The sequence below is a fragment of the Campylobacter sp. RM12640 genome (assembly GCF_020137595.1).
In the GTDB taxonomy this organism is placed as follows: Bacteria; Campylobacterota; Campylobacteria; order Campylobacterales; family Campylobacteraceae; genus Campylobacter_E.
On the sequence record NZ_JACGAU010000078.1, the window covers coordinates 1 to 344 of the forward strand.

Here is a 344-nt window from a genome sequence, read left to right on the forward strand (position 1 = left end):
GTCTAATTTCATATGCACTTGTAAAATCTGGAACATCTGTATTTCCTGTAATTGCTTTAACACTTGAAATAGCATAAAAATTTGTACAAATAGTTTGTGCTGAATCAGTACCTTTTCCTATTTTTAGCGTGCTATCTTTTGCTTCAAATTTTATACACTTCTTATCTTTAATTTTAAGTTCACCAGTAGCTCCTGCGCCTGCTGCAGCTGCTGTAGTTCCTCCATCTAAACCTACATTTGTCATATCAGATAATTTTGTTGCAAATGAACCTTTAGCTGTATAATATGATGAAATATCACTAATAACTGTTGAGAAGTTGCTAGCTGCTTTTGCAAGTTCAGCA

1 pseudogene is annotated in these 344 nt (G+C 33.4%); it reads right to left on the reverse strand.

The annotated features are described in order from the left end of the window. Positions 1-344, reverse strand: a pseudogene (locus AVBRAN12640_RS09955) (hypothetical protein); the annotation flags it as partial.